The following is a 22,355-nucleotide window of genomic DNA, read 5'->3' on the forward strand; positions in this document are numbered from 1 at the left end:
CCCGGCAGGCTGGCACGTTGGGCGCCGTCCCACCCTCCGGAGGTCCCATGGCCGTGCTCCCCTCGCCCGGTCCCACGCTGCGCGTGCGGTTCCCCGCCACGTCCCCCGCGGTGCTGCGCTTCCTCGCCACGGAGGCCGGGAGCGCGGCCTTCCTGCTCGCGGCGACGGTCCTCGCGCTCGTCTGGGCGAACTCGCCGTGGGCGCCCGCGTACGAGGCGCTGTGGTCGACCGAGGCCGGCTTCCACGTCGGCAGCGTCGGGCTCACGCTCGACCTGCACCACTGGGTCAACGACGCGGCGATGGCCGTCTTCTTCGCCGTCGTCGGGCTCGAGATCAACCGCGAGGTCACGAGCGGGGAGCTGCGCGACCGGCGCACGGTGGCCGTACCGGCGCTCGGCGCGCTCGGCGGTCTCGCGGTCCCCGCGCTGATCTACCTGGCGTTCAACGGCGGCAGCGAGGCGGCGCACGGGTGGGGTGTCGTCATGTCGACGGACACCGCGTTCCTCGTCGGCATCCTGGCCCTGTTCGGGCCCGCGTGCCCGGACCGGTTGCGGCTGTTCCTGCTCACGCTCGCGATCGTCGACGACATCGGCGCGATCACGGTGATGGCGGTCTTCTACACCGACGGCGTCGCGCTCGTGCCGCTCGGGCTGGCTGGGCTCGTCGTGGTCGCGGTGCTCGTCATGCGCTGGCTCGGCGTCTGGCGGCTCACCCCGTACGTCGTCGCCGCGCTCGCGCTGTGGTTCGCGGTGCAGGCGTCGGGGGTGCACGCGACGCTCGCGGGCGTGCTCGTCGGGCTCCTGCTGCCGTCCCGGCCGTCGCGCCGCGAGGACGTCGACGACGTCGAGCGGTACGCCCAGCACCTCGCCCGGGAGACCACCGCCGAGCGCGAGCACCTCACCGAGCTCGCCGCACGCGCCGCCGTCCCCGCGGCGGACCGGCTCCAGCGGCTGCTGCACCCGTGGAGCGCGTTCGTCGTGGTGCCCGTCTTCGGGCTCGCGAACGCGGGCGTGCGGCTCGACGCGGAGACGCTGCGCACGGCGGCGTCGTCGCCCGTGACCATCGGCGTCGCGGTCGCGCTCGTCGCGGGCAACGCGATCGGGATCTTCGGCGCGGCGTCGCTCGCGATCCGGGCGGGCATGGGCGTGCTGCCGGGGCGCGTGCGGTTCGGGCACCTGCTCGGCGGCTCGGTGCTCGCCGGGATCGGGTTCACGATCTCGCTGTTCATCGCGGAGCTCGCGTTCGACGAGGAGCACCTCGTCGAGCAGGCGAAGATCGGCATCCTCGTGGGCTCGCTCGTGGCCGCCGTGCTCGGGACGCTGCTGCTGCGCTACCTCGGGGAGCGCCTGCCGCTGTGCTCGCCGACCTCCGACGGGCCGCCGCCGACGCTCCCGCCGCGGCCCTGGGTGGCGCCCGCAGGCTGAGCCCAGCGCGGTGCCGGGCGGGGCTCACGCGACGCCGAGCGCAACCCGCAGCGCGCCGACCTCGATCGGCCCGCGGTAGCGGACACCGTCGACGAGCAGCGTCGGGGTGCCCCGCACCCCGGCCGCGACGCCCCCGACGTAGTCGCCCTCGACGGCGTCGGCGTGCACCTGCGCCCGGTCGCCGGCGACCTCGTCGGGGTCGATGCCGAGCTCGGCGGCGTACGCGCGCAGGTCCGCGTCGGTCAGCCGGCCCTGCCGGGAGAACAGCAGCTCCTGCATCGGCCAGAACAGCCCGTGCGCCGCGGCGGCCTCCGCCGCGAGCGCCGCCGTCAGCGCGTGCGGGTGCACCTCGAACAGCGGGAAGTGCCGCCAGACCAGGCGTACCCGGCCGCCCGACCCCGCGACGAGCTCACGCAGCACCGGGGCGGCGTCCCGGCAGTAGGGGCACTCGAGGTCGCCGTACTCCACGACCGTGACCGGGGCGTCGAGGGAGCCGAGCACGTGCCTCGCGTCGTCCGACATGGCGACAGCATGCCAGGCACCCGTCGGCCCCTCCGGGCACACGGCGCCCGGCGCGAGCGGTCGCGCCCCCGCCGTACGCTGACGCCGTGACGACGGTCCGCGCACGCCTCGACGACGCCCCCCTCGACCTCGCGCGTCACGTCGCCGACGTCTCCGGCCCGCGCGCGGGTGCGGTCGCGTCGTTCGTCGGGCTCGTGCGGGACCACGACCCGGGCGCGACGGGTGAGGTCACCGCGCTGGAGTACTCCGCGCACCCGGACGCCGAGCGGGTGCTGACGGCGATCGCCGCCGAGCTGGCCGACGACCCCGATGTGCTCGGGCTCACGGTGAGCCACCGCACCGGGACCCTCGGTGTCGGGGACGTCGCGATCGTCGCGTGCGTCGCGACCGCGCACCGGGCGCACGCGTTCGACGTGTGCCGCACGCTCGTCGAGCGCGTCAAGGCCGAGGTGCCCCTCTGGAAGAAGCAGCTCGAGGCCGACGGCTCGCACACCTGGGTGGGCCTGACCTGACGTCCGGCCGCCCGTGCCCGGCGCGGACGGGGAGAGCCACCGCGGGGAGCCCCGTGGCCGCGAGGGACCGGCCCGGGGACCGTCCGAGATGCCGGATCCGCCCGCACCGTCGGTACGGTGGGCGTATGCACCTGCCCACCGGCGTCCACCCGACCCACGACCCGGGAACGCTGCGCGACCCGGGCGCGACGCTCGTCGGGCTGCCCGCCGTGGTGGTCGTGGCGTCGGACCGCTCGGCGCGCGGGGAGCGCCCGGACCGGTCCGGCCCGCTCGCCGTCGAGCTCCTGCGCGACGCCGGCATCGCCGCGGAGCAGCCGGTCGTCGTGCCCGACGGGCGCCGCAGCGTACAGGCCGCGATCCACCAGGCCCTGTCCTCCGGGGCGCGACTCGTGATCACGAGCGGCGGCACCGGGGTCGGGCCGCGCGACCAGACGCCCGAGGGCACGCGCAGCGCGATCGTGCGCGAGCTGCCGGGCCTCGCGGAGGCGATCCGGCGCGACGCCGCCGAGACCGTCCCGACCGCGGTCCTGTCCCGCGGGCTCGCCGGCGTCAGTGCGACGGGCTCCGTGGTCGTCAACCTCCCCGGCTCCCCGGACGGCGTCCGCCAGGGCCTGCGCGTGCTGCTGCCGCTGCTCCCCCACCTGCTCGACCAGCTCGACGGGGTCGACCACTGATGCTGGTCGACCGGTTCGGCCGCGTGCACCGCGACCTGCGGATCTCCCTGACCGACCGCTGCTCGCTGCGCTGCACGTACTGCATGCCCGCCGAGGGCGTCCCCTGGCTGCCGGGCTCGACGCTGCTGACCACCGCCGAGCTCGTCCGGATCGCGTCCGTCGCGGTGGCGCACGGCGTCACCGAGATCCGGCTCACGGGCGGCGAGCCCCTGCTGCGGCCCGACGTGGTCGACGTCGTCGCGGCCATGGCGGCGCTCGACGGCCCCGAGGGCCCGCCCGAGATCTCGCTCACCACCAACGCGCTGCGCCTGCCCGCGCTCGCCGCCCCGCTCGCCGACGCCGGGCTGGCGCGCGTCAACATCTCGATCGACACGCTGCAGCGCGAGCGGTTCCGCGACCTCACGCGCCGCGACCGGCTCACGGACACGCTCGCGGGGATCGCCGCCGCCGACGCCGCCGGGTTCCGGCCGATCAAGCTCAACGCGGTCGCGATGCGCGGGGTCAACGACGACGAGCTCGTCGACCTCGTGCGCTACGCCGTCGACCGCGGGTACGAGATGCGGTTCATCGAGCAGATGCCGCTCGACGCCGGGCACACCTGGGCGCGCCGCACGATGGTCACCGGCACCGAGATCCTCGAGCGCCTCGCCGAGGCGTTCACGCTGACCGAGCTTCCCGGACGAGGCTCGGCACCCGCCGAGCGGTGGCTCGTCGACGGCGGGCCCTCGACGGTCGGCGTCATCCGCTCCGTCTCCGCACCGTTCTGCGGGGCGTGCGACCGGGTCCGCCTCACCGCCGACGGCCAGCTCCGCTCGTGCCTGTTCGCGCGCACCGAGACGGATCTCCGGACGCTCCTGCGCGAGGGCGGCACGGACGCCGACCTCGAGGCGGCGATCCGCACGTGCCTCGCCGGCAAGCAGCCGGGGCACGGGATCGACGACCCGACGTTCCTGCAGCCGGACCGGCCGATGAGCGCGATCGGCGGCTGACGCGCGGTACTCCGCGCGTCAGGCCGTCGCGCGAGTGCCGAGCGCGAGCCGTCGCACGGCTCGTCAGCCGCCCGCGAACGGGGGCAGCACGTCGACGACGTCGCTGCCGTGCACGACTGCGTCGTCGTCCGAGCGCACGCCGTCGACGAGGACGGAGCACCGGCCCAGCACCTGCGCGAGCGCGTCGCCGTGCGCGGCCAGCATGCGCGTGCGCAGCTCGCCGACGGTGGTCCCGGCGAGCTCCTCGGACTCGGTCCCGGCCGCCTCGGCGGCGCCGGCGAAGTAGCGCACGAGCGGCACGTCAGGCCTCCGTGCCGCCGAGGATCCCGCCGCGCTGCTGCCAGCCGGCGGCGAGGTCGCTCGTGCGACGCATCCCCTCGTCGAGACCGACGGTCCCGGTCGCCACGGCGTAGCCGAGCAGGAACGTCGTGAGCGGCGTGGCCGGGCGGGCGACGCCGTGGGCCGCGTCCCGGGCGACGTCGAGGAGAGCCGCGACGTCGACGACCCCGGGGTCGACGCCGAGCTCCGCGGCCAGCGCACGGACCCACGAGTCGAGCGGGGTCGCGGGGGCGGTCACTCCGGTGTCGTCGGACGGGGTCATGGTTCCTCCGGGGGTCGGGTGCTGCGGGTCGCGGGTGGTGCGGGTCGTGCGGGCGGTCGGCCGCCAGGTCGGTCGTCGGGCCGGGCGGCCGGGTCGGGCGGGCCGTCGCCATCGTCGCACCACGGCGCGGTCGCACGGGTGCCCGGTCGTGCGACGAGGTCCACGCCCGGTGCGGCGACGACCTTGCCCGGTGCGGCGACGCCGTCCGGTCCGAGGGAGATGACGCCGTCGAAGGCGCGCACGTCGTCCCACGTGTCGACGTCGGCCGCGGCGGACGCGTCGTCGGGCACGCGGGCGAGGGTCAGCGGCGCCAGCAGCGCGCGGACCGACGCGCCGCGCACCGTGCCGCCGTCCCGTGCAGCGGCCAGCACGGCCAGGGCCCGGTCGAGGTCCGCGCGCCGGTAGAGCCCGACGAGCGGCTGGTCGCGTCCGTCCGCGTCGACGAGCAGCGCGCCGGACGTCGCCCCGGGCGCCGAGCACGCCGCGACGAGGTGCGGGACGGCCCCGGCGGCGCGCGGGACGTCGCACGCGAGCACGAGCACCCACGTCGCTGGCCCTTCGTCCGGCCGGGCATCGTCAGGCACGGCATCGCCCGGCACGGCATCGTCAGGCACGGCATCGCCCGGCACCGCATCGCCCGGCCCTGCGCCGCCCGGCCCGGCATCGCCCGGCCCGGCATCGCCCGGCCCGGCGCCGCCCGGCCCGGCATCGCCCTCCGCCCGTCCCAGCGCCGCGAGCCCCGCGGCGATCCCGGCGACGGGGCCGCCGTCGGGCGGGTCCTCGAGGGTCCGCAGCACGTCGCCCGGCACGGCCACCGAGCCCGGCGCCACCACCACGGTGCGCCGAGCGCCACCACCCGGTCCGGCCGCGGCGGCGTCGAGCACGTGCGCGAGCAGCCGCCGCCCGGCGACGAGCACGTCGGGCTTCGAGACGCCGCCGAGCCGCCGGGCACGCCCGCCCGCGAGCACGAGCGCGTCGTAGGTCAGCGGCCCACGGGCGCCCGCTCCGGGAACCCCGCCCGCGGAGGGCGGGCGCTCAGGACCGGACCCAGTCACCGGACTTCCCGCCCGACTTCGCGACGAGCCGCACGTGCTCGATCTCGACGGCCTTGTCGAGGCCCTTGAGCATGTCGACGACGGCGAGCGCCGCGACCGACACCGCGGTGAGCGCCTCCATCTCGACGCCGGTGCGGTCGGCGGTGCGGACGGTCGCCGTGACCCGCACCCCGTCGGCGTCCGGCTCGACGTCGACGACCACGCCGTGCACCCCGATGACGTGCGCGAGCGGCAGCAGCTCGGCGGTGCGCTTCGCCGCCGAGATCCCGGCGATGCGCGCGACCGCGAGGACGTCGCCCTTGGGCACGTCGCCGGCGTGCAGGACGTCCATGACGTGCCGCGGTGCACGGACGTAGCCCTCGGCGGTCGCGGAGCGCACGGTCGGCTGCTTCGTGGTGACGTCGACCATGCGGGCGTGGCCCGCGGCGTCCAGGTGCGTGAACGGGCCGCTCACGACGCGATCCGCACGACGGTCACGTGGTCGCCCGCGCCGACGTCCTCGACGTGCGCGGGCACCACGGCGAGGCCGTCGGCGGCCGCGAGGCTCGCGACGAGGTGCGAGCCGGAGCCCCGCGCGGCGGCGGGGCGCACGAGGACCTCGCCGTCGTCCTCGACGATCGTCACCGGGATGTGCTGCTCGCGGCCCGCGGGCGAGCGCCAGCCCTGCGCGACGCGCGCCCGGAGCCGGGGGCGCTCGAGCGCGGCGCCGGACAGGCCGCGCAGCCGCAGGATGGCCGGGCGCACGAACGCCTCGAACGACACGAACGCGCTCACGGGGTTGCCGGGCAGCGACACGACGGGGGTCCCGTCGGGCAGGAGGCCGAACCCCTGCGGCTTGCCGGGCTGCATCGCGACGCTCACGAACGACATCCCCGGCAGCGGCGCGAGGACCTCCTTGACGACGTCGTACGCCCCGACGCTCACGCCACCGGACGTCACGACGAGGTCCGCGGCCGGGTACTGCGCCCCGAGCGCCTCGGCGAGCAGGTCCGGGTCGTCGGGCACCACGCCGAGGCGCTGCACGCGCGCACCGGCGGCGGCCGCGGCGGCCGCCAGCAGGTAGGAGTTGGAGTCGGGGATCTGCCCGCGGCGCGGTGCGACGCCCGGTGTCACGAGCTCGGAGCCGGTCGCGAGCACGACGACGACCGGGCGGCGGTGCACGACGACCTCGGCGCGCCCGACCGACGCGACGGCGGCGAGCCGGTACGGCGTGAGCTCGGAGCCCGCACGGAGCACCACGTCCCCGGCGCTGACGTCCTCCCCGACCCGGCGCACGTGGCGACCCACGGGAGACGGCTCCCTCACCTCGACCTCGACGATCCCGGCGTCGGTGACCTCGACCGGCACGATCGCGTCGGCGCCCGGGGGCAGCGGCGCGCCGGTCATGATGCGCGCCGCCTCGCCGGCGCCGACGACCGGCTGGGCGTCGCTGCCCGCCGCCAGGTCGCCGACGACCCGCAGGTGCACCGGCGTGCCGGGCGTCGCACCGGCGACGTCGCCCGCGCGGACCGCGTACCCGTCCATCGCCGAGTTGTCGAAGCGCGGCAGCGCCTCGTGCGCGGTCACGTCCTCCGCGAGCACGAGCCCGGCACCGTCCTCGAGCGCGACGGTGTGGGCGGCCGTGGGGACCACGAGCCCGAGGACGGCGTCCCGGTGCTGGTCGACCGTGCGAGTCATGGGACCTCCTGGGGTCGGGGGAACCACGCTAGCGGCCGGGGGGACCGTGGTGCACCGAACGCCCGCACCGACGTCGGTGCGGGCGTCCCGGTTGCGTCTCGGTGCGGTCACGGCCAGGTCACAGCGGCCGCGGCGGCCCCCCGGACGTGCGTCGTGCCGCGTGCCCGGACCGCTCGGTCAGGCCTTCCAGACCTGCACGACGCTCGGCCGCGGACCCCGCGCCTCGCCCCGCTTCGGCCGGCGGCCGGGCGCCACGTAGTCGGGGAAGCTCGACTGCGGCGCGTCGAACGACCCGTCCTCGCCCGGGTGCTGCACGGCGACGAACACCATGGACTCCTCCGAGCGGATCACCGGCCCGCACGTCTCGGCGCCCGCCGGCACGGAGAGGAACTGCTGGACGTGGCCGCGCTCGGTCCCGTCGAGCGGGACCTTGAACAGCCCGTCGCCGTAGCCGATGGTCCCGGGCTGGCCGTCCGTGGAGATCCACAGGTTGCCGGCCGCGTCGAACGCGAGGTTGTCGGGGCACGATATGGGCGAGACCTGCTCGGCCGGGAAGCCCGCGAAGTACGTCGAGGTCCCCGCCGCCGGGTCGCCGCACACGAGCAGCAGCGTCCACCGGAACGTCGAGGCCGTCGGGTCGTCGCCGTCCTCGGTGAGCTCGACGACGTGCCCGTCCCGGTTCGCGACGCGGGGGTTCGGCTCGGTCGCGCCCTCCTTGCCGGCCTTGCCGCGGTCGGTGTTGTTGGTGCACGCGACGTAGACGCGGCCTGTGTGCGGGTTCGGCTCGACGTCCTCGGGGCGGTCCATCTTGGTCGCGCCCACGGTGTCGGCCGCGAGCCGCGTGAAGACGAGCACCTCCTCGGTCGTGAACCCCGGGACGTGGCTCACGCCGTCGACGACGAGCGGGATCCACTCGCCGGTGCCGTCGAACTCGCCGTCGGCGGGCAGCGCGCCCGTGCCCGTGATCTCGGCGGCCGGGGAGTCGCCCGCGAACCGGGCGACGTACAGCGAGCCCGCCGAGAGGAGCGTCTTGTTGTGCTCGCGGTCGGCCCGCTTCGAGCCCGTGCGCATCGTGTCGCGCGAGACGAACTTGTACAGGTAGTCGAAGCGCTCGTCGTCGCCCATGTACGCGACGACCTGGCCCGACGGCGCGAGGATCACGTTGGCGCCCTCGTGCTTGAACCGGCCGAGCGCGGTGTGCTTGACCGGCACCGACCCCGGGTCGTGCGGGTCGACCTCGACGACCCAGCCGAACCGGTGCGGCTCGTTCTCGTAGCCCGGGTTGCGGGCGTCGAACCGGGGCTCGATCTCCTCCCAGCCGCGCGTCGTCGCCTTGTCCGCGAGGCCGTAGCGGGTGTCGCGGGGCGACGTCCCGGCCGTGCGGAAGTACTGGTTGACGTTCTCCTCGCCCGACAGCACCGTGCCCCACGGCGTCGTGCCGCCCGCGCAGTTGTTGAGCGTGCCGAGCACCGTGCGGCCCTCGGGGTCGTCGACCGTGCGGAGCAGCTCCGAGCCGGCCGCGGGGCCGGTGACCGCGAACGGCGTCGAGGCGGTGATCCGCCGGTTGTAGCCGCCGATCCGGAGGTGCTCCCACGGCTTGCCCGGGCCCGAGCGGCGCAGCTCGACGACGCTCATGCCGTGCGCGTTCATCGCGATGCGCTTGCGCTCGGCAAGGACGGCCGGGTCCGTCGACGGCGGGAACATGAGGTTCTCGTTGGTGTACTCGTGGTTCGCGACGAGCAGCGCGCCCTTGTCGCCGCGGCTGCCGTCCCGCCCGGTCGGCAGCATCGGGAGGATGTCGACGTAGTCGTTGTTGTAGCCGAACTGGCCGGCCTGCGCCTCGGCGGTCTGCGCGTCGCGGTCGAACGCCGGCGCGTGGCGCAGGATCGGGTCGCCCCAGCGGATCACGGGCGCCCAGCGGTAGCCGTCGGGCACCGTGAACGCGTCGACCGCCGCGGGCACCGGCGCGATCGGCCCGAACGCGAGGCCCTTCGTCGCGCCGTGCCCCTTGCCGTGCGCGGCCGCGGGCTGCGCGCCGAGCGTCGGGCCGACGACGAGGGCGAGGGCCCCGGCGCCGAGGCCACCGAGGACGGAGCGGCGGCTCAGCGCCGCGCTCGCGACGTCCCGGAAGTACGCGTTGTCGCTCGTGTTCGGGACGGGCTGCGCGCACGCGTCCCCGCACTTGAGGTGGCAGGTCACGGCGCTGCGCTTGCCGCGGACGTGCCCGGCCATGGGCAGCAGCGAGCGGGACTCGGGCGCGAGGGTCACGGGGGTGCCTCCGGGGAGATGAGAGCGCCGCCCAGGGGACGGCGAGGGGCGTCCCGGACGCTAGGCACCCCGTCCGACCGTGCGGCGACCCGGCGGTGACGCGCGGGTGAACGTTCCCCGGTGCGCGGGACGGGACCGTCGCGCGCATCGCCTGCACCTCTTCGTGCGCCGGCCGCGCCCGCCGCCCAGCCGCGCCGTGCCCCGGCTGGGCGTCAGCCGTGCCGCGACTCCCGCTCCACGCCGCGCGCGAGCTCCACGGTGAACCACACCGTCTTCCCCGCGGCCGTGAGCTCGACGCCCCACGCGGAGGCGAGGTTGGCGACGACGTGCAGGCCGCGGCCCGACAGCTCGGTCGGGTGCGGGTCGCGCAGGACCGGCAGCCCGGCACCCCGGTCCGTGACCGCCACGCTGAACGCGCCGTCTCGGTAGGCGGTGCGTACCCCGACGTGCCCGTGGTCGGGTCCGTGCACGACGGCGTTGGTGACGACCTCGCTGGCCAAGAGCTCGACGACCAGGCTCTCGTCGGGCGACGCCCCGTGGCCGAGGGCGACGTTGGCGACGCGGCGGCGCACGTGCGTCACGAGCCACGGACCGGCCGCTGCCCCGAGGTCGAGCCCGTAGCCGCTCGGGCCGGGCTGCGGCGCGGGCTGCGCCGGGGCCGCGGTCGTGTGCGACCGGTCCTGCGGCTCGGTCGGCGCGGTCGGCGCGGTCGCTGCCGGCTCGACGGCTGCCGACGCGGCGGCGGCTCGTGCGGTGGCAGCCGGCGCGGCGGCACGCGGCTCGGCGGCACGCGGCTCGGCGGCAGCCCGCGCGGTGGTTCCCGGTGCGGCGGCGGCTGCCGGACCTGCGGGTGCGGCGAGGGACGCACCGCGACCCGCGCGCCCCCGGTGGCGGTACGCCACGGGAAGGACGCCGGTGCGGGTCGGTGCGTGCAGGTCTTCCGGCGCTTCGAGCATGGCTCCCCCGAACCTCTCCACGGCGCGAGCGCCCGCCCGGTGCCGTCACTTTGCTTGACACTTCATCCATCGGCGGGACGGCGGACCGCATGAGGATCTCTGGACGCACGTTCAGGAAGCCACCCGCGCCGGGCCGGGGCGCGGCTCGCACCGGGCTCCGCACACGTCACACGGCACGCCCGGGGTGCGGGATGATCCGGAGATGGCCACCCAGACCCGCGTCCTCGTGACCGACGACCTCGACGGCTCCGACGGCGCCCGGACCTACCGCTTCGCGTGGGGCGACACCCGGTACGAGATCGACCTGACCGACGCGCACCGCGACGAGCTCCTGCGTGCGCTCGAGCCGTACATCACCGCGGCCCGCAAGACGGCGGCCCCGCGGCGGCAGCGAGCGCTGACCGACTGACGGAGCGGCGGGGGCGGATCACCCCCCGGCCCGAGCCGGCTCCTCGACCTCGACGACGACGTCACCGACCGCCCGGCGTGGCTCGCGCGCCCGGGCCCGGTCGGGGTCGGTCGTCCCGAGCCAGTCCAGCAGGCCGCACACCACGTCCTTGCACCCGCCGCACCCGGTCGTCGCGCGGGTCTCCCGCGCGACGTCCTCGACGGTGTCGGCGCCGTGGCGCCAGCACGCCACGATCTCGCCCTTCGTCACGCCGTTGCACCGGCACACCGTGGTGCGGTCGGGCATGAGCGTCGGCGACGCGGCGGGCTCGGGGGCGCCGCCCACGGGCCGCAGGAGCAGCTGCGCAGGGTCCGACGGCGCGGGCGTCGCCCTCGTGTAGGCCGCGACGAGGTCCGCGGCGACCTGGCCCGCGCCGACGCACGTGGCGCCGACGACCCGGCCGTCCGCGACGACGACCTCGACGTGCCGCCCGCCCACGGGGTCGGTCAGCCGCACCGAGCGGTGCCCGGCGTCGCTCCCGCGTCGTGTGCCGCTCACGCCCATCGACACGACGTCGAGGCCGACCGCCTTGACCCGCACGACGTCGGTCCCGCCCTGCGGCAGCGGGGCGCCCACCGGGACCGCGCCGGCGCCGGGGGCGGCGTCCGCGGGCTCGTCGCGCTGGCCGGTGAGCAGCAGCGCGAGCCGCCGCGCCTGGTCCCAGCCCTGCGCGATCAGCCCGGTGCCGCCCTCGGGGGGCTCGGCGCAGTCACCGATCGCGAACACCCGCGGGTCGGCCGGCGCCGCGAGGTCGGGGCCGACGACGACGCCCCGCGCGACGTCGAGGCCGGCGCGCTGCGCGAGCCCGACCTCCGGCACGGTGCCCGCGGTGAGGACGAGCAGGTCGGCGTCGAGCCGCTCGCCGCCCTCGAGTCGCACCCCCTCGAGCCGCCCGTCGCGCACGAGCACCTCCTGCGTGCGGGCCGCGAGGCGCACCCCGATGCCGAGCCGCCCGAGCTCACCCGTCACGACCGCGCCGGCGTCGGCGTCGAGCTGACGGTCCATGAGGCTCGCCCCGCCGTGCACGACCGTGACGTCGAGGCCCCGGTGCGCGAGCCCGCACGCGACCTCGAGCCCGAGCACACCCGCGCCGACGACGACCGCGGTGCGCGCGTTGACGGTCGCCGCGACGATCTCGCGCGCGTCGTCGAGCGTGCGCAGCGCGTGCACGCCCGCCGGGAGCGCGTCGTCGTCCCCCGTCCCGAGGCCCGCGAGCGCCGGGACCCGGGCCCGCGCGCCGGTCGCGAGCACCACCACGTCGTACGGGTACGTGCACCCGGCCGAGTCCAGGACGAGCCGCTCGGCGCGGTCGATCGCGACGGCGCTCGTGCCCGGGAGCACCGAGGTCCTCTCGCGCACGCTGCGCGGCAGGCTCAGCGACGCGACGTCGAGCTTGCCCGCGACGACCTCGGAGAGCAGGACCCGGTTGTACGGCTCGTACTCCTCGGCGCCGAGCACCGTGACGTGGAAGCGCCGCTCGGCGTCGCGCGCGTGCAGGTCGTCCGCGAACCGCGACCCGACCATCCCGTGCCCGACGACGACGACCCGCGTCGTGCCGCTGCGGCCCGCCGTGCCCCCGGTGCTCGTGCCCCCGCTGCTCGTGCCCGCGCTGCTCATGCCCCCGCCGTCCCCGGCGCCTGCGCGCCGCCGTCGTGCCTGACGCCCGCCGCCACGGGCTCGAGCCCCGCGTCGACCGGCTCGAACCCGTCCCACGGCCCGTCCCACCGGGTGACCTGGACCGCGCAGACCTTGAACTCGGGCATCCCCGAGACCGGGTCGGTCGCGTCGTTGGTCAGCCGGTTGACGCTGCCCTGGCCGCTCCAGTGGAACGGCATGAACACGGTGTCGGCGCGCACCGCGTCGCTGACTCGCGTGCGCGCGACGAGCCCGCCGCGTGCGGTCTCGAGGTGCACCGGTGCGCCGTCCTCGACGCCGAGCCGCTCCGCGAGCAGCGGGTGCACCTCGACGTACGGGCCGGGCGACGTGCGCACGAGCGCGGGCACGCGCCGGGTCTGGGCACCCGACTGGTAGTGCGCGAGGACCCGCCCGGTGATGAGGTACAGCGGCGCGCCGGGCCGCAGGTCGTCGGCGGGGCCCACGTGGTCGACGGGGACCAGGCGCGCACGCCCGTCGGGTGTCGGGAAGTCGCGCGTGAACAGCCGCTTCGTGCCGGGGTGCGGCGCCTCGCCGGCGGGCGTCGCGGGGCACGGCCAGAACAGGTCCGGCTCGGCGTCGAGGCGTGCGTGGCTGAGCCCCGAGTAGTCGGCGCGGCCGCCGGCGCTCGCGCGGGCGAGCTCGTCGAAGACCTCGGCGGGGTCGGTCCCGAAGTGCACGGTCGACCCGAGCCGGGCGGCGAGGTCGGCGAGCACGTCGAGCTCGCTGCGCACGCCGGGCGGCGGCTCGAGGGCCTTGCGCCGCCGGATGACGCGGCCCTCGAGCGACGTCATGGTCCCCTCCTCCTCGGCCCACTGGGTCACGGGGAGGATCACGTCGGCGAGCAGCGCCGTCTCGGACGGCACGACGTCGCACACCACGAGCAGCTCGAGCGCGGCGATCCGCTCGCGCAGGCGGTCGGCGTCGGGCGCGCTCACGACGACGTTGGACCCGTGCACCAGCAGGGCGCGGGGCCCGCCCGCCGTCCCGAGGCGGCGCAGGAGCTCGACCGCGGGCAGCCCCGAGCGCGGCAGGTCCGCGGGGTCGACGCCCCAGACCGCCGCGACGTGCGCGCGCGCGGCGTCGTCCTCGATGGACCGGTAGCCGGGGAGCTGGTCGGCCTTCTGGCCGTGCTCGCGCCCGCCCTGGCCGTTGCCCTGACCGGTGATCGCGCCGTAGCCGCTGCCGGTGCGGCCCGGCAGGCCGAGCAGCAGCGCGAGGTCGATCGCGGCGGTCACCGTCGCGGTCCCCTGGCTGCTCTGCTCGACGCCGCGCCCGGTCAGCACGTACGCGCCCGCTCCCCCGCGGGACGGCGACGCGGCCGCGAGCAGCCGGGCGACGGCCCGCAACGTCGTGGCCGGGACACCGCTGACCTGCTCGGCGCGCTCGGGCCACCACGCGGCGACGGACCGCCGCAGCGCGTCGAGCCCGGTCGTGCGGCGCTCGAGGTAGGCCGTGTCGGCGAGCCCCTCGGCGAGCACGACGTGCGCGAGCGCGAGCAGCACGACCAGGTCGGTGCCGGGCACGGGCTGCACGTGCACGCCCTGCCCGTCCACGGTGAGCTCAGCGGTCGCGGACCGGCGCGGGTCCACCACGACGAGCCCGCCCGCGGCGCGCACGCCCGCGAGGTGCTGGAGCGACGGCGGCATGGTCTCGGCGAGGTTCGAGCCGAGCAGCAGCACGGCCTGCGCGCCGCCGACGTCCTCGAGCGGGAACGGCAGGCCGCGGTCGACGCCGAGGGTCCGGTTGGCGCCCGCTGCGGCGCTCGCCATGCAGAACCGGCCGTTGTAGTCGATGTTCGGGGTGCGCAGCACCGTCCGCGCGAACTTCCCGAGCGCGTACGCCTTCTCGTTGGTCAGCCCGCCGCCGCCGAACACCGCGACGGACTGCGGCCCGTGCTCCGCGGCGAGGGTCCGCAGCGTTCCGGCGACGAGGTCGAGCGCGTCGTCCCACGTCGCGGGGCGCAGCTCCCCGCCCACGCGTACCCACGGGGTCGTGAGCCGGTCCCCGGTGCGCAGGACGCTCGCGCTCGTCCAGCCCTTCTGGCACAGCCCGCCGCGGTTCGTCGGGAAGTCGCGCCCCTCGACGGTGACCGGAGCGGCGGGGTCGGTCCCGGGCGCGGGCGGGGCGGCGGGCGCGCCGGCGCCGGCGACCGGGGTGAGGCGCATCGCGCACTGCAGCGCGCAGTAGGGGCAGTGCGTGGCGGTCCCCCGCGCGTCGTCGGACGCACGGGGGGCCGCCACCGCGGGCGAACCCACCATCAGATGCGAGCCTCGGCCATCGCCGCACCGCGGCGCTGGTACACGGCCCACGTGACGGCGGACATGACCGCGTAGACCCCGATGAACACCCACAGCGCGGCCTCGAGGCTGCCGGTCTGCGCGGTCGAGATCGCGAACGTCCGCGGGATCAGGAACCCGCCGAACGCCCCGATCGCCCCGGCGATGCCGATGCAGCCGGCCGCGGCCTTGCGGGCCCGGTCGAGGCTCACGCCCGTGCCGGCCCCGGCAGCGAAGACCGCGGGGATCATCCGGTAGGTCGAGCCGTTGCCGAGCCCGGTGGAGACGAAGAGCAGCAGGAACGAGGCGAGGAAGAGCGCGAAGACGTGCTCACGCAGGGCCATGATCGCGCCGAACGCGCCGATCCCCATGCCGAGGTAGGAGCCGATGGTCACCCGGGCGCCACCGAGCCGGTCCGCGAGGATCCCGCCGAGCGGCCGGGCGAGCGAGCCGACGAGGGCGCCGAGGAACGCGATCGACACGGTGACCTCGGGGAACTGTCCCTTGAGCAGCGTCGGGAACGCACCCGCGTACCCGATGAACGAGCCGAACGTGCCGATGTAGAGGAACGAGATGATCCACGTGTGCCGGTTGCGGGTCGCGTTCGCGAACGACGTGTAGTCGGCCTTGGCCATCGTCAGGTTGTCCATGAAGCGCCACGCGACGAACGCGGCGAGCAGGACGAACGGGATGAACATGAGCCCGGCGCGCTCGAGCGAGATCCCGGCGCCGATCGCGATGACGATCGGCACCGCGAACTGCACGGCCGCCGTCCCCATGTTGCCGCCCGCCGCGTTGAGGCCGAGCGCCTTGCCCTTCTCCTTCGCGGGGTAGAAGAACGAGATGTTCGCCATCGACGACGCGAAGTTGCCGCCGCCGACGCCGGCGAGCGCCGCGATCGCGAGCATGACCCCGAACGGCGTCTCGGGCCGCTGGACCGCCCAGGCGATCGCCGTCGTGGGTAGGAGGAGCAGCAGCGCGGAGACGATGGTCCAGTTCCGGCCACCGAACAGCGGGACCGCGAACGTGTACGGGATCCGCAGCGTCGCGCCGACGAGGCTCGGGACGGCGATGAGCCAGAACATCTGGTCGACCGTGAACGCGAAGCCCGCGGCGGGCAGCTGCGGGACGACGATGCTCCACACGGCCCACACCGCGAAGCCGAGGAACTCCGCGAAGATCGAGCCGTAGAGGTTGCGCTGCGCGACCCGCCGGCCCCCGTTCGCCCAGAACGTCGGGTCCTCGGGGTCCCACTGGTCGATCCAGCGGCCGCGACGCGTGTGCCCGGGCGCGGCAGCGGGCGCGAGGGCGGGGTCGAGGGCGGTCTCGGTGTCCGTGGGTCCGGCGACGCTGCCGGCGGGGGTCATGGTGGTGGGTGTCGCCATCACTGCCTCCTGAGGGGGACGGCCGGGAGTCGGTGGAGAACCGTGGCCGTGCGCCCTGACGGTAGGAAGCCGATGTTTCGCTCGTGCGCGCGCGTCGATGACACGGAGGGAAACCTCCGCGCACAGCCCTGGAGCGGGCCGTGTGAGAACTGCTGAGAGAAGCGGTGGCGCGTGTCACCCGTGGTCGCGGGCGCGACGACGCCCGGCCGTCCGCGAGGGGGCGGGCGACCGGGCGTCGTCGGGTGGTGCGGGCGCGCTCACCGGGGGACGGTGAGCGCGTGCCTCACCGGTAGGTGATGTCGGACGTGGAGTAGCCGCACGCGGCCGACGGCCCGGAGCGGACCTTCGACGGCTCGCCGGAGGTGACGCCCTTGTACTCGTCGCAGATCGAGATCTTGCGCGACGAGTCGCCGACGATCGTGACGTTGCGGAGCGTGGCCTTGTCGCCCAGGTTCGAGTTGATCCCGACGAGTGCCTTGCCCGGGGTCGTGACCTGGACGCCGTCGACCTTGACGGTGCGCGCGTACTGCTTGGAGCAGTTGCCGCACGAGCGGTAGAGCTTGCCGAAGTCGGTGACCTGGAAGCCGCCCGTGATGACGAACGTGCCGGGCCCGTTGTGCTGGAAGACCTTGTCGCTCGCCCCCTTCGCGCCGCCACCGGTCACGGTCATGACCTGCGACGTGCTGCTGCCCTTGAGCGTCGCGGCGTCCTCGCCGACGTCCTCCCACCAGACGTTCTGGAGCGTGCAGGTCCCGGTGCAGTGCACGCCGTCGCCGGCGCCCGTGCCGATGATGACGTTCTTGAGCACCGCGCCGTCGGAGAGCTGGAACATCGGCGGCTGGCTCTCGCCCTGGTCGCCCGAGGAGATGCCGTAGTAGCGGACGAGCCGGCCGTCGAGCGTGCCGGAGACCTGGATGGTCGACGACACCTTCTGCGTCGAGGTGGCGCTCGGCCACGAGCCGCTGGGCTGGGTCGGCGTCGGGCTCGACGTCACCGTCGGCGTCGGGCTCGAGGTGACGGTCGGGCTCGGGCTCGACGTGACCGTCGGGCTGGGGCTCGACGTCGGGTCCGGCGTGCCGCCGGAGACCTTGCGCAGCGTCAGCTGCTGGTTCGTCGCGTTGGTGTCGGTGGCCTGGTTCCAGCGCGCGCCCGCGGACTTGGAGCTGTCCACGACCTGCAGCGCGAGCCCGCTGGCCCGGTTGACGAGCTTGATGCGGCCCGACGAGCCGGCGGCGACCGAGAACTGCTGGCTCGTGGCGCCCGAGTCGGTGGACTGGGTCGCGAGCGAGGACGCCGAGCTGCCGATCGTGAGGACCTTGCCCGAGTGCGCGAACGCGACGCGGAGGTAGCCGCTGCCCGAGTCGAGGAACCGCACGCGCTGGCTGGCCGCGCCGGTCGAGGCCTCCTGCACGACGGCGGCGCCGTCGGCGGTCGAGGCCCCGTCGACGGCGAGCACGAGCCGGGAGCGCCAGCTCTCGAGCTCGTACCAGGACTGGGTGTCGATGGTGGGCGGTGCGGCGGTCGCGCTCTGCGCGCCGACGACAGCGCCGAGCGCGCCGACGGCGAGCGCGAGCGTGACCGCGAGCGCCCGACGGCGAGGGCGTCGGGGCCCGGGGTCGACCGGGCGCGGGTGCGACCGGGTGTCGTTCGTGAGATCCACGTCGTGTGCCTTCCGTGGTGGGCCTCCTCCTCGGCGGCGTTGCCGTGGAGGTGCGGGGCGACCCGACCGGGCCGCCGGGCTCGGGAAGCGCTTCCCCGAGCTGCACGGCCGACGGTAGCCACGTCGCGCCAGCGGGGACAACGGGGGTCGACACCCTGGAAACGATATGGATATCGCTTTCCCTCGCCGTTCGACTCCGCGCGCGCCGATGCCCGGCCCGCCGCACGCGCCGGCCGGCGACGGGCTCAGCCGCAGACCGGACGACGGGCACGGTGGCGGGCCCCGCGGACCGCGAGACGATGGCGCCGCCCTCAGAGCTCCGCGGCGATCGCCGCCTCGATGTTCGTGACCATCTGGTCCCACAGCACGGCAGGGTCGCCCTCACCCCGCGCGATCGACGCCTCGGTCGACCCCCAGTACAGCCACACCATGCCCATCTGCGGGGTCGCCGGCATCGGCGCTCCCTGCGCACCCGCGGCCGCGAAACCCGTCGTGACCGGGTCGTCGGTGATCCGGTCGAGCGCCGCGGTCAGCGCGGGCGCCCGGCTCGTGGCGCGGTAGAGCGCCAGCTGCGCCTCGGGCGTCGCGAGGAAGTCCGCGACGAACGCGCGCGCGTCCTCCTGGTGCAGCGACAGGTTGTTCACGAACGCGCCCTGCACCCCGACGAACGGCTGGGCCGGGAGCGCCCCGGCGGGCGGCACGGGGAGCACGGTGATGTCCATGCCCGCCTCGACGAAGGCGGCCGTGCCCCACGGCCCGGTCAGGACGTACGGGGACTCGCCGGCGAGGAAGGCCTGGGTCGCGGCGTCCGACGTGATCGCCGGGTCGAGCACCTCGCGCTCTGCGAGACTCCGGACGTAGCGCGCGAACGCGTGGCCCGCCTCGCCGCCGAGCGCGAGCTCGGCCGTGTACGAGCCGTCCTCGTCGGCGCGGAAGGCCGGGGCGCCGAACGAGGTCTGCACGGGGTACAGGTGGTACGGGTCACCGCCGTCGCCCTGCTGCACCAGGAGCGGGCGGGCGGCCCGGCCGGCCGCGACCAGCGCCTCCCCCTGCGCCACGACCTCGTCGAACGTGGCGGGTGTCGTCGTCGCGAGCGCGTCGTTGCGCACGAGCGCGACGCTCTCGATCGAGAGGGGGACCCCGTAGGTGACCCCGTCGTAGGTCACCGCCTCGACGGCCGCCGGGGCGAACGCGCCAGGCTCGTCGAGCTCGACCGACTGCACGACACCGCTCGTCACGAGCTCGCCGAGCCAGTCGTGCGCACCGATGAGCACGTCCGGCCCCTCCCCCTGCGTGACGGCGCGCACGTAGTCCGCGCGCAGCGTCTCGCTCGTGCGCGGCACGACGTCGATCGCGACGCCCGCCCCGGTGCCGAACTGCCCGGCGAGGTCCTCGATCGCCCCTGCCCGCGCCTCGTCGACCCAGACGACGAGGGAACGTTCGTGCGCTCCGGCCGCGGGCCGGTCGGGCCCCGGGCCCGCGCAGCCCGCGAGGGCGAGCACGAGAACGAGGGCGGCGGCACCGCCGGTGAGGATGCGTCGTCGCATCGGAGCGCTCCTGGGGGTCTGTTGCGGTCGGCACCGCCCGGCGCGAGGGCGACCGGCGCTCGGACCGTAGTCCGCCGAGGCGGCGTCCGGCAATGTCTTGCAGCAACTTTCTGCAAAGCCGACACGACGATTCCCCCGTCCGGACGAGGGCGTCAGGCGGCGGCCGGGGAGCGGGCGCAGCTCCCCCGCGCCCTCCGGCGGCACGCCCCGGCGGTCGTCACTGACGGGACGGTAAATGCGGATCGTCCGACGGTGTGCATTTGTCCGGTCGCGCTTAAACGATTATTCGACGCGCTTCGACGCGCTTTTGTCGCAGCCAGTCGGAGGCAATCGCCACATCCGCGGGTAACGTCCCCGGAAGGCCGTGAGCGCCCCGCAGGGGATCGGTGCGCCGGCCCGACGACGCCCACAACCGACGCGTCGGACCGCCGACCCCCGCGGGCGGACCGCCGAACCACCGTCCGACGGAGGACACGTGGAAGACGACCGCACCGCGGGCACCGCGACAGTGACGCCGCAGCCGCCCGCACCGGCCCGTGCCTCGACCGGCGCCCTGCCGACGGCCCCGCCGCCCGCGGGTCCGCTCTCCCGCGCCTGGGGACCCGCCGCCGGACGGGACCACCTCACGGAGCTGCTCGCGGGCGGCCTGGCGGCGCACCCCGTCCGGCCGGTGCACGAGCGCGGGCTCTGGGACGCCGTCGACCGGCCCACCGTCGCCGCGTTCCGGCTGCGCGGCGAGCTCGACCTCGAGGAGCCCTGGCCGCAGCCGCTCACCTCCCACTACGCCCGGTACCTGCGCGACGGCAACCGCACGGCGTACGAGGACCAGGTCGCCCGCCGCCAGGAGCGGCTCACCCGCGCGGCCGTGCTCGCGACCACGACCGGCGAGCGCCGCTGGCTCGACGAGGTCGCCGACGGCGTGGTGCTCCTGTGCGAGCAGAGCAGCTGGTGCTGGCCCGCGCACGACGAGGGGCTCCGGCTGCACGGGTGGGCGCTGCCGCCCGCGGGATCACCGTCGCTCGACCTCGGCGCCGCGGAGGTCGTCGGGCAGCTCGCCTGGATCGACCACACGCTCGGCGCGGCGCTCGACGACCACGCGCCCGGCGTCCGCGAGCGCCTGCGCGCCGAGGCCCGGACGCGCGTCCTGAGCCCGTTCGTCGACCGGCGCGACTGGCACTGGCTCCGGCAGGACGGCTGGGCGCACAACTGGAACCCGTGGATCCACGGTCACGTGCTCGTGGCGGCCCTCGCGCTGCTCGACGACCCCGCCGAGCGGGCGGAGGCCGTCGAGCACGTGATCTCCGGACTCGACCAGTTCCTCGACACGCTCCCCGCCGACGGCAGCAGCGACGAGGGGTACACGTCCTGGTGGAACGGCGCCGGGCGCGCGCTGGAGGCGCTGGAGGTCCTCGCGCACGCGAGCGGCGGGGTGCTCGACGCACGCGCGGTGCCCGTCGTGCGCGAGACCGTCCGGTTCCCGCACCGCATGCAGCTCGGCGGCGACTGGTACCTCGACGTCGCCGACAGCCCGGCACGGCCGCCGCGCGACCAGGCGTGGCACGTGCTGCACCGGTGGGCGCAGACGCTCGGCGACGAGCAGGTACGCCTGCACGCCGCGTCCTACCGCGAGCCCGGCCTCCCGTCGGTGACCGAGCGCGCCGGGCTCGGTCGTGCGCTGCAGGGGCTCGCCGACCCGGCCTGGCGCGACGCCCACCGCGAGCACCCGCCGCTCGAGCGCGACGTCTGGCTGCCCACGACGCAGCTCGTCGTCGCGCGCGAGCGGCTCGGCTCCGCACGCGGGCTCTGCGTGACCGTCAAGGGCGGGCACAACGGGGAGCACGACAACCACAACGACGTCGGCTCGGTCGTCGTCGCGGTCGACGGCGTGCCGCTCGTCGTGGACGCGGGCCAGCCGACCTACACCGCGGCGACCTTCGGCGCGGAGCGCTTCACGCTGTGGACGATGCAGAGCAGCTGGCACAACGTCCCCGAACCGGCGTGGACGACGCAGGGCACGGGCGCCCGGTACCGCGCACGGGACGTGCGGGTGACATCCGGGGACGACGTCACGCGCGTCGCGCTCGACCTCTCGGAGGCGTACGACCTGCCGGGCGCGACCGGGGTGCGCACGGTCGTGCTCGACCGCAAGCGGCGCTGCGTGACGATCGAGGACGCGTGGGACCTGGGCCGCGAGGGGCGGCGCGGCGGTGCGGGCGCGGCGGCGGTGCCGGGTGCGGGGACGACCGCCGGGGGCGCGACGGCGGCCGCGGGCGCGGCGGACGGCGACGGCCGCCGCGTCGTGGAGGGCGCGCGTCCCGACGACGACGAGGGTTCCCCCGCCGGGCTGCGCGTCCACTACCTGCTCGCGGGCGCCGTCAGCGCGGAGCGCGGCGGCGTCGTGACCCGGCCGCTCTCGGGCGGACGAGGCGTGCGGCTCACGTGGGACCCCGAGACGGTCGTCGCGACGACCACGGTGCGGCTGCTCGACGACCCGTTGCTCGCCGGGGTGTGGGGCGAGCGGCTGACGCGCCTCGAGCTCACGCTGACCGAGCCCGCACCCGGGGCGGCCCGGGCCGTCGCCCGCGCGGGGCGCCGGACGCGCACGGCGCCGGACGAGGCGACGAGCCGGCTGGTCCGCGTCGTGGCGCAGGCGATCCGCTAGCCGGGGGCCCGGCCGCCGGGTGCTGCCGTGGGCCGGTGGACGG

19 protein-coding genes are annotated in these 22,355 nt (G+C 76.1%); 6 read left to right on the forward strand and 13 right to left on the reverse strand.

Going from position 1 to position 22,355, the window contains the following annotated elements; genetic code table 11:
• The first annotated feature begins 47 nt into the window (after positions 1-47).
• Positions 48-1,424, forward strand: a complete 1,377-nt coding sequence (nhaA, locus tag ACWFNE_RS03895) for a Na+/H+ antiporter NhaA (RefSeq protein ID WP_452121155.1) — start codon at positions 48-50, stop codon at positions 1,422-1,424.
• Between the two features lie 24 nt (positions 1,425-1,448).
• Here nhaA and ACWFNE_RS03900 read toward each other — a convergent pair whose 3' ends face one another.
• Positions 1,449-1,946: a DsbA family protein gene (locus ACWFNE_RS03900; RefSeq protein ID WP_452121156.1), complete on the reverse strand. Its 498-nt coding sequence runs from the start codon at positions 1,944-1,946 to the stop codon at positions 1,449-1,451.
• An 86-nt stretch (positions 1,947-2,032) separates the two neighbouring features.
• Between ACWFNE_RS03900 and ACWFNE_RS03905 the strand changes: the two genes are divergently transcribed.
• From ACWFNE_RS03905 to moaA, 3 genes are all read left to right on the forward strand, one after another.
• Positions 2,033-2,458 carry a molybdenum cofactor biosynthesis protein MoaE gene (locus ACWFNE_RS03905; protein ID WP_452121157.1) on the forward strand — a complete coding sequence of 142 codons (426 nt, stop codon included), beginning with the start codon at positions 2,033-2,035 and terminating at the stop codon, positions 2,456-2,458.
• Between the two features lie 125 nt (positions 2,459-2,583).
• Positions 2,584-3,132, forward strand: a complete 549-nt coding sequence (locus ACWFNE_RS03910) for a MogA/MoaB family molybdenum cofactor biosynthesis protein (RefSeq protein WP_452121158.1) — start codon at positions 2,584-2,586, stop codon at positions 3,130-3,132.
• Positions 3,132-4,121, forward strand: a complete 990-nt coding sequence (gene moaA / locus ACWFNE_RS03915) for a GTP 3',8-cyclase MoaA (protein WP_452121159.1) — start codon at positions 3,132-3,134, stop codon at positions 4,119-4,121. Before ACWFNE_RS03910 ends, moaA begins: the two co-directional genes overlap by 1 nt.
• Positions 4,122-4,184: 63 nt before the next feature.
• Here the strand turns inward: moaA and ACWFNE_RS03920 are convergent, their stop codons facing one another.
• From ACWFNE_RS03920 to ACWFNE_RS03950, 7 genes are all read right to left on the reverse strand, one after another.
• On the reverse strand, positions 4,185-4,421 hold the full coding sequence (locus ACWFNE_RS03920; RefSeq protein ID WP_452121160.1) for a MoaD/ThiS family protein: 237 nt from the start codon (positions 4,419-4,421) through the stop codon (positions 4,185-4,187).
• A 1-nt stretch (position 4,422) separates the two neighbouring features.
• Entirely contained in the window at positions 4,423-4,722 is a 300-nt protein-coding gene (locus ACWFNE_RS03925) for a DUF6457 domain-containing protein (protein WP_452121161.1), read from the reverse strand.
• A complete protein-coding gene (gene mobA / locus ACWFNE_RS03930; protein ID WP_452121162.1) occupies positions 4,719-5,777 on the reverse strand; it encodes a molybdenum cofactor guanylyltransferase in 1,059 nt (352 codons plus the stop codon). The genes ACWFNE_RS03925 and mobA overlap by 4 nt, the downstream gene beginning before the upstream one ends.
• Complete coding sequence (gene moaC, locus ACWFNE_RS03935; protein ID WP_452121163.1) at positions 5,758-6,231, reverse strand: cyclic pyranopterin monophosphate synthase MoaC; 474 nt, start codon at positions 6,229-6,231, stop codon at positions 5,758-5,760. Before moaC ends, mobA begins: the two co-directional genes overlap by 20 nt.
• The gene (locus ACWFNE_RS03940; RefSeq protein WP_452121164.1) at positions 6,228-7,454 is read right to left on the reverse strand and encodes a molybdopterin molybdotransferase MoeA; all 1,227 of its coding nucleotides are present in this window, start codon (positions 7,452-7,454) and stop codon (positions 6,228-6,230) included. Before ACWFNE_RS03940 ends, moaC begins: the two co-directional genes overlap by 4 nt.
• Before the next feature lie 177 nt (positions 7,455-7,631).
• On the reverse strand, positions 7,632-9,686 hold the full coding sequence (locus ACWFNE_RS03945) for a PhoX family protein (protein ID WP_452121566.1): 2,055 nt from the start codon (positions 9,684-9,686) through the stop codon (positions 7,632-7,634).
• Between the two features lie 248 nt (positions 9,687-9,934).
• Positions 9,935-10,678, reverse strand: a complete 744-nt coding sequence (locus ACWFNE_RS03950; protein WP_452121165.1) for an ATP-binding protein — start codon at positions 10,676-10,678, stop codon at positions 9,935-9,937.
• Between the two features lie 202 nt (positions 10,679-10,880).
• On the opposite strand from ACWFNE_RS03950, the gene ACWFNE_RS03955 reads away from it, so the two are divergent.
• The gene (locus tag ACWFNE_RS03955) at positions 10,881-11,087 is read left to right on the forward strand and encodes an Lsr2 dimerization domain-containing protein (RefSeq protein WP_452121166.1); all 207 of its coding nucleotides are present in this window, start codon (positions 10,881-10,883) and stop codon (positions 11,085-11,087) included.
• 18 nt (positions 11,088-11,105) lie between these two features.
• On the opposite strand, the gene ACWFNE_RS03960 is transcribed toward ACWFNE_RS03955, so the two are convergent.
• From ACWFNE_RS03960 to ACWFNE_RS03980, 5 genes are all read right to left on the reverse strand, one after another.
• Positions 11,106-12,743 (reverse strand): FAD-dependent oxidoreductase, encoded by a 1,638-nt coding sequence (locus ACWFNE_RS03960; RefSeq protein ID WP_452121167.1) that lies wholly within the window; start codon positions 12,741-12,743, stop codon positions 11,106-11,108.
• Positions 12,740-15,040, reverse strand: coding sequence for a molybdopterin oxidoreductase family protein (locus ACWFNE_RS03965; RefSeq protein ID WP_452121168.1), 2,301 nt, complete (start codon positions 15,038-15,040; stop codon positions 12,740-12,742). Before ACWFNE_RS03965 ends, ACWFNE_RS03960 begins: the two co-directional genes overlap by 4 nt.
• The gene (locus ACWFNE_RS03970) at positions 15,040-16,443 is read right to left on the reverse strand and encodes an MFS transporter (protein WP_452121169.1); all 1,404 of its coding nucleotides are present in this window, start codon (positions 16,441-16,443) and stop codon (positions 15,040-15,042) included. The genes ACWFNE_RS03965 and ACWFNE_RS03970 overlap by 1 nt, the downstream gene beginning before the upstream one ends.
• A 283-nt stretch (positions 16,444-16,726) precedes the next feature.
• Positions 16,727-18,103 carry a pectate lyase gene (locus tag ACWFNE_RS03975; protein ID WP_452121170.1) on the reverse strand — a complete coding sequence of 459 codons (1,377 nt, stop codon included), beginning with the start codon at positions 18,101-18,103 and terminating at the stop codon, positions 16,727-16,729.
• A 311-nt stretch (positions 18,104-18,414) separates the two neighbouring features.
• The gene (locus tag ACWFNE_RS03980) at positions 18,415-19,650 is read right to left on the reverse strand and encodes a sugar ABC transporter substrate-binding protein (protein ID WP_452121171.1); all 1,236 of its coding nucleotides are present in this window, start codon (positions 19,648-19,650) and stop codon (positions 18,415-18,417) included.
• Between the two features lie 475 nt (positions 19,651-20,125).
• Here ACWFNE_RS03980 and ACWFNE_RS03985 point away from each other — a divergent pair, with 475 nt between their 5' ends.
• Positions 20,126-22,312, forward strand: a complete 2,187-nt coding sequence (locus ACWFNE_RS03985; RefSeq protein WP_452121172.1) for a heparinase II/III domain-containing protein — start codon at positions 20,126-20,128, stop codon at positions 22,310-22,312.
• Positions 22,313-22,355: the final 43 nt, after the last annotated feature.

The sequence above is a fragment of the Cellulomonas sp. NPDC055163 genome (genome assembly GCF_053607065.1).

Excerpts from the sequence above, each read along its gene's own strand:
- moaA (WP_452121159.1), top strand. The coding sequence starts at position 3,132 with ATGCTGGTCGACCGGTTCGGCCGCGTGCACCGCGACCTGCGGATCTCC.
- ACWFNE_RS03980 (WP_452121171.1), bottom strand. The coding sequence starts at position 19,650 with ATGCGACGACGCATCCTCACCGGCGGTGCCGCCGCCCTCGTTCTCGTG.
- ACWFNE_RS03940 (WP_452121164.1), bottom strand. The coding sequence starts at position 7,454 with ATGACTCGCACGGTCGACCAGCACCGGGACGCCGTCCTCGGGCTCGTG.
- ACWFNE_RS03955 (WP_452121166.1), top strand. The coding sequence starts at position 10,881 with ATGGCCACCCAGACCCGCGTCCTCGTGACCGACGACCTCGACGGCTCC.
- ACWFNE_RS03970 (WP_452121169.1), bottom strand. The coding sequence starts at position 16,443 with ATGGCGACACCCACCACCATGACCCCCGCCGGCAGCGTCGCCGGACCC.
- ACWFNE_RS03925 (WP_452121161.1), bottom strand. The coding sequence starts at position 4,722 with ATGACCCCGTCCGACGACACCGGAGTGACCGCCCCCGCGACCCCGCTC.
- ACWFNE_RS03900 (WP_452121156.1), bottom strand. The coding sequence starts at position 1,946 with ATGTCGGACGACGCGAGGCACGTGCTCGGCTCCCTCGACGCCCCGGTC.
- ACWFNE_RS03945 (WP_452121566.1), bottom strand. The coding sequence starts at position 9,686 with ATGGCCGGGCACGTCCGCGGCAAGCGCAGCGCCGTGACCTGCCACCTC.
- ACWFNE_RS03965 (WP_452121168.1), bottom strand. The coding sequence starts at position 15,040 with ATGGTGGGTTCGCCCGCGGTGGCGGCCCCCCGTGCGTCCGACGACGCG.
- nhaA (WP_452121155.1), top strand. The coding sequence starts at position 48 with ATGGCCGTGCTCCCCTCGCCCGGTCCCACGCTGCGCGTGCGGTTCCCC.
- ACWFNE_RS03950 (WP_452121165.1), bottom strand. The coding sequence starts at position 10,678 with ATGCTCGAAGCGCCGGAAGACCTGCACGCACCGACCCGCACCGGCGTC.
- ACWFNE_RS03960 (WP_452121167.1), bottom strand. The coding sequence starts at position 12,743 with ATGAGCAGCGCGGGCACGAGCAGCGGGGGCACGAGCACCGGGGGCACG.
- ACWFNE_RS03910 (WP_452121158.1), top strand. The coding sequence starts at position 2,584 with ATGCACCTGCCCACCGGCGTCCACCCGACCCACGACCCGGGAACGCTG.